This window comes from Vibrio sp. 1069, from assembly GCF_033340555.1.
Genome location: NZ_JAWOWP010000935.1, coordinates 1 through 518, shown reverse-complemented (window position 1 = coordinate 518; position 518 = coordinate 1). Strand labels below are relative to the sequence as shown.

The following is a 518-nucleotide window of genomic DNA, read 5'->3' as shown; positions in this document are numbered from 1 at the left end:
ATCGTGAATCCAAAAATTACGAAAATCCAATTCCAAGCCGAGAGTTCATCCTCGAGTTCCTTGAGCAAGCGGGCGTGCCAATGAACCGCAATGACTTGTTCGAAGCTTTAAAGTTAGCGGGCGAAGAGCAATACGAAGGGTTGCGCCGCCGTTTACGTGCCATGGAACGAGATGGTCAACTGGTGTTTACCCGCCGTCAGTGCTACGCATTGCCTGAAAAACTTGAAATGGTGAAAGGTTACGTGATTGGCCACAAAGATGGTCACGGTTGGGTACGTCCAGAAGGCAGCGTCGGCAAGGACGATGATATTTTGCTGCCACATCACCAAATGAAGAACATCATTCATGGTGATTTCGTGCTGGTGCAACCAACAGACAACAGCAAGCGTGGTCGTCGTGAAGGTCGCTTAGTTCGCGTACTTGAAGAGCGCAATAGCCAGATTGTTGGCCGCTTCTTCCTTGAGTACGGCTATTCATATGTTGTGCCGGATGATTCGCGCATCAGCCAAGATATTCTG

The 518-nt window shown here is 49.4% G+C and carries 1 protein-coding gene; it reads left to right on the top strand.

The features are described 5' to 3' along the window. A partial coding sequence (locus R7040_RS29900; RefSeq protein WP_318098111.1) for a winged-helix domain-containing protein occupies nt 1-518 on the top strand: 518 nt, incomplete at both ends.